At 69.4% G+C, this 5,265-nt stretch carries 6 protein-coding genes; 5 read left to right on the top strand and 1 reads right to left on the bottom strand.

Annotated elements, in window-relative coordinates; translation table 11 throughout:
- From NQ160_RS17825 to NQ160_RS17805, 5 genes are all read left to right on the top strand, one after another.
- Positions 1-479: ABC transporter ATP-binding protein (locus NQ160_RS17825; RefSeq protein ID WP_257516478.1), on the top strand; the 479-nt coding region annotated here is incomplete at its 5' end.
- Positions 480-602: 123 nt separating this feature from the next.
- Positions 603-1,181, top strand: coding sequence for a TetR/AcrR family transcriptional regulator (locus tag NQ160_RS17820; RefSeq protein WP_257516477.1), 579 nt, complete (start codon positions 603-605; stop codon positions 1,179-1,181).
- A 238-nt stretch (positions 1,182-1,419) separates the two neighbouring features.
- Entirely contained in the window at positions 1,420-2,880 is a 1,461-nt protein-coding gene (locus tag NQ160_RS17815; protein WP_257516476.1) for a protein adenylyltransferase SelO, read from the top strand.
- An 84-nt stretch (positions 2,881-2,964) separates the two neighbouring features.
- Complete coding sequence (locus NQ160_RS17810; RefSeq protein WP_374113673.1) at positions 2,965-4,062, top strand: alpha/beta fold hydrolase; 1,098 nt, start codon at positions 2,965-2,967, stop codon at positions 4,060-4,062.
- A gap of 212 nt (positions 4,063-4,274) precedes the next feature.
- Positions 4,275-5,042 (top strand): class I SAM-dependent methyltransferase, encoded by a 768-nt coding sequence (locus tag NQ160_RS17805; protein WP_306853681.1) that lies wholly within the window; start codon positions 4,275-4,277, stop codon positions 5,040-5,042.
- A 96-nt stretch (positions 5,043-5,138) separates the two neighbouring features.
- On the opposite strand, the gene NQ160_RS17800 is transcribed toward NQ160_RS17805, so the two are convergent.
- On the bottom strand, positions 5,139-5,265 hold a 127-nt coding region (locus NQ160_RS17800; RefSeq protein WP_257515900.1), incomplete at its 5' end, for a DUF520 family protein.

Raw genomic sequence — 5,265 nt, 5'->3', positions numbered from 1 at the left:
GCGTGCACGGCACCGACCTGTCGACCCTGTCCAAGCGCACGCGGGCGCGGTTCCGCCTGCGCAACATCGGGTTCGTGTTCCAGTCGGGCAACCTGCTGCCCGCGCTCACCGCTGCCGACCAGCTGCGCCTGGCGGGGCGGCTGGCGGGCAACCGCCAGGTCGACCCCGCCCCCGTGCTGGAGTCGGTGGGCATGGGCCACCGCGCCGGTCACCGCCCCGGGGAGCTCTCCGGCGGCGAACGTCAGCGCGTGGGCATCGCCCGCGCTCTGGTGAACCAGCCGAGCCTGCTTCTGGTGGACGAGCCGACGGCAGCGCTGGACCGTCGCCGCAGCCACGAGGTGGTTGAGCTTCTCGCCGACCGGGCTCATGATGCCGGCGTCGCCGTGGTCATGGTGACCCACGACCGCGACGTGCTGGAGCACTGCGACCGCGTGCTCGAGATGGTCGACGGCCGGCTGGGTGCGCCCGTCACGGCCTGACACCTCGCGTCCCTTCGTCGCCCGCGGCAGCTCCGGCTGTCGCGGGCGACGCGCTCGCTTCAGGACGTTTCATCCGCCGCGCCGCTGCATGCGGCCGGCCCAGATCAGGACGATAATTACCGGATGCCCAAGATCACCGCTCCGACGGTCGCCGAGCACCGCGCCTCTCAGCGCGCCGCACTCGTGCGCGCGGGCGAGGAGCTGCTGCAAGAGACGGGGCTGGCCGGGGTGAACCCGGGAAGCGTGTCCGAGCGCGCGGGCATGAAGCGCTCGAGCTTCTACGACTACTTCCCGTCGAAGGACGATCTGCTCGTCGCGATCGCGATCGATGCGATCGAGCGATGGGATGCCGACATCGAGCTGATCCTGGAGGGCGCCGAGCGTGGCCTTCCCGAACTGCGCGCGTTCGTGGATGCCACGATGCGGATGACCGCCGACGGCCGGCACACCATCGCCGGCTCGCTGCGTGACGCGAACCTCAGCCCCAGCAGCATGGAAGACCTCATGACGCTGCACGACGCGCTCATGCGGCCCCTCACCCGCGTGCTGGGGGATCTGGGCCTGCCGGCATCCCGGTCGACGGTCACGCTCGTGCAAGGGGTGCTCGGTGCCGGGGTGCAGCTGGTGACGCACGGCATCGAGCCGCAGGCTGCGGCCGACGAGGTCTACGGGCTGCTCACCCGCGGCATCGTCTCCTCCTGACGCGCGTTGGTGCGCGAGGCCCGCGTGCACAACGTCGCCGATCCGCCGGCGAGGTGCGGTACAGGGCCGTGATCTGCCGCGAGCGCAGAGGGTTGCCGACGTTGTGCACGCCGGTGCCCGGTCTCGGTCTCGTCTAGCCCGCCGCCGTCGCCTGCACGGCGCTTGCGCACCGGGTGCCCCGCGCCCCTGCGCCGCACTGAACGGCCCGCACGGCCCGCACCGGTCGTAGCCTGGAAACATGAGCCTCGCGCCGCAGACCGCCGTCGACCTCGGCTCGCGGTTCGCCCGCGAGTTCCCTGAGCTGGCCGTGCCATGGGCCGCCGCCGACTTCCCGGACGCGCGACTGCTGGTGCTGAACGAGCCGCTGGCGGCTGAGCTGGGTTTCGACCAGGCAGCGCTCCGCACCCGCGAGGGAGTAGGGCTGCTCACCGGCAATCTCGTCCCCGAGACCGCGGCCCCCGTCGCGCAGGCCTATGCCGGTCACCAGTTCGGCGGATACTCGCCGCGCCTGGGCGACGGGCGCGCGCTGCTGCTCGGCGAGGTCACCGACGCCGACGGCGGCCTGCGCGACCTGCATCTCAAGGGATCCGGCCCCACGCCGTTCGCGCGCGGCGGCGATGGCTTCGCTGCGGTCGGCCCCATGCTGCGCGAGTACGTGATCAGTGAAGCGATGCATGCCCTCGGGGTGCCGACGACGCGAGCACTCGCCGTGACCGCGACGGGGTTGGGCGTTCAGCGCGACACGGTGCTCCCGGGGGCGGTGCTCACCCGCGTCGCGGCGAGCCACCTGCGTGTGGGAACGTTCCAGTACGCCGTCGCGACCGGAGACGATGACCTCGTGCGCCGCCTGGTCGCCCACGCGGTCGACCGGCACTACCCGCACCTGACCGATGCCGAGAACCCGTCGCTGGCACTGCTGGGCGCTGTGATCGACGCGCAGGCGGCACTCATCGCCCGCTGGATGCTGCTCGGATTCGTCCACGGCGTGATGAACACCGACAACGTGACGATCTCGGGCGAAACGATCGACTACGGCCCCTGCGCCTTCATGGACGCCTTCGACCCGGCATCCGTCTACAGCTCGATCGATCGGCAGGGGCGCTACGCGTTCGGTCGGCAGCCGCTGATCGGCGAGTGGAACCTCGCCCGGTTCGCCGAAACCCTGCTGACGACGATCGACCCCGACACCGACCGTGCGATCGAGCTGGCCCAGGATGAGCTCGGTCGGTTCCGCGACGCGTACAACGCGGCCTGGTTCAGCGGGATGCTCGACAAGCTCGGCATGCCGGCTGACGCCGACCAGGAGTTGACCACGCCGCTTCTGACCGACTTGATCGACCTGCTGCACATCAGCCGCGTCGACTACACGGGCTTCTTCCGCCGGTTGAGCGCCGTCGCGCGCGGAGACGCCGGCACCCGCGCGCTCTTCGCCGACCCCGGTCCGTTCGACCTGTGGTCAGAACGCTGGCTCGCGCTCGCTCCCGACGCCGACAAGATGGATGCCGCGAACCCCGTCTACATCCCGCGCAACCATCTCGTGGAAGAGGCGCTGGATGCCGCAACGGCAGGCGACCTGCAGCCGTTCGAGCAGCTTCTCGAGGCGGTGACCTCGCCGTTCGCCGAGCGCCCCGGCCTGCAGCGCTACGCCGAGCCGGCGCCCGACGCCTTCGGCCCGTACCGCACGTTCTGCGGCACCTGAACGGCGAGGACCGAACCCGTCGAGACGGGCTGCGCATGCCGCTCGGCGATGACGGGGGTGTGCTGAGCGCTCAGGGCTTCTAGCATGAGTCGCGTGGGGACGCTGGAAACGGATCCTGTGCAGGATATCCGTTTCGCGCGCTCCGCAGACGGCGTCGGGATCGCGTACGCCCTGCATGGTGCCGGTCCGCCGTTGCTGATCGACGCCTGCTGGCTGAGTCATCTGCAGTTCGACTGGCAGAGCCCTGTCTGGCGCCACTTCCTGGTTGAACTCGGCCGCATCGCGACGGTGATCCGCTACGACGAGCGCGGACACGGGTTGTCAGATCGTGATGTGACCGACCACAGCCTGCAGGCCCGCGTCGCGGACCTCGAGGCCGTCGCTGACGGCGCCGGGTTCGACCACTTCGCTCTCCTTGCGATGGCGCAGGGCGGCCCGGTGGCGATCGAGTATGCAGCGCGCCATCCGGAGCGCCTGACCCGACTGATCTTCTACGGGAGCGACGCCGGAGCACGCGGCGTTCCGTCGGCCAATGAGCTGGAATTGGGTCACGCGTTCGACGCGATGATCAAAGTCGGGTGGGGGCGCCCGACGCCGGAGTTTCGGCGGGTGTTCACGAGCATGATGATCCCCGGCGGAACCGAGGAGCAGATGGTTTGGATCGACGAGCTGCAGAAGATGGCCGTCGACGCGGACACGGCCGTGCTAGCCCGGTCCCAGCGCCAGATGATCGACTCCAGCGGCCGTCTAGGCGAACTGGACCTGCCGACATTGGTAGTGCACAGCCTTCGGGACCAGATCAAGAGTTTCGAGCAGGCCCGATATCTCGCCGCGCACATCCAGGGCGCTCGGCTTGTCGCGCTGGACAGCGACAACCACATCGTCCTGTCCGATGAACCGGCGTGGCCGGTCCTGCGCCGCGAGATCACGGACTTCATCGCTCCCGACAGGGACGCCGCGCCCGTCGCATCCGCGGAGGACGTGGCCTCGGCGCTTTCTCCCCGGGAGCTCGAGATCCTCCGCGCGGCTGCAGGGGGATATGACAACGAGGCGATTGCGGCCGAGCTGACGCTCTCCGTGCGTACCGTCGAGCGGCATCTGCAGAACGTGTACGCGAAGCTCGGGCTGCACGGACGCACCGCGCGTACGGCGGCCGTCGCGCGGCTGCTCTCCGGCGTCTGACGGCTACGCGTCAGCCGCCACTCGACGGTCGACGCCGAGACCTCGTTGCGCGTCGGCGCCGATGTGCGATCCGGATGACCATCCCTACGGTTGCGGCAACAACCAATTCCGGAGGAACCATGTCCATGCAATACAGCACTCGACCGACTTCCACGAGTGCACCCTTGACGTCAACGCCAGAAGACCGGGCTCTGAAGGCGAGGCATGCCGCGATGTGGGCAAGCGGGAACTACCCCGCCGTCGCCGACGAGGTGGTCGGCTCCCTTGGCCGCATCCTCGTCGATACCCTCGACGTGCAACCCGGACAGCGCGTCCTCGACGTCGCGGCCGGTACCGGGACTTCGGCCCTGCCCGCCGCGCGTCGGGGCGCTCACGTCACTGCTACCGATCTGACGCCCGAACTCCTCGAGGTGGGCAGAGCCGAGGCGATGGCCGAGGGACTCGAACTGACTTGGCAGCCCGCCGACGCCGAGGCATTGCCACACGCCGACGCGACCTTCGACCTCGCCCTTTCGTGCATCGGCGTGATGTTCGCCCCACACCATCAGCAAGCCGCCGACGAACTGCTGCGCGTCTGCCGCCCCGGAGGCACCGTCGGCGTGCTGAGCTGGACCCCCGAGGGCTTCATCGGCCAGATGTTCGCCACGATGAAGCCCTACGCGCCACCGCCGCCCGCCGGAGCGTCCCCGGCCCCGCTGTGGGGACGCGCCGATCACGTTCGGTCACTTTTCGGCGACCGCGTCGAGAACCTGGTTGCGCGACAGCAGACATTGCGCGTAGGCCGATTCTCCGATGGCGCCGAGTTCCGCGACTTCTTCAAGGCCAATTACGGTCCCACGATCGCCGTGTACCGATTCCTCGGCGAGGATGCCGCCCAAGTGGTCGCACTGGACACCGAGCTGGCCGCGCTGGGGGATCGGTCCCTTCACGAGGGCGCGATGAACTGGGAGTACCTTTTGGTCACCGCTTCCCGCATCTGAGGCGCGCATGCCTGCGCCCACCGCCCGCGGGGTCGTCAGCTCACACGAAGATCCATCACCGCGACAGAATCGAAGGTGGGCTCACGGCGAGGTGGGCTACCGGTAGTTGATGAACTGCAGGTCGACGTCGAGGTCGGCGGCCTTGAGCAGTCGCTGCACTTCCTGCAGATCGTCGCGGCTCTTGGACTGCACGCGCAGCTCGTCGCCCTGGATCTGCGACTTC

Source organism: Microbacterium sp. zg.Y909 (genome assembly GCF_024626565.1).
This window is presented reverse-complemented; position numbering and strand designations above follow the sequence as displayed.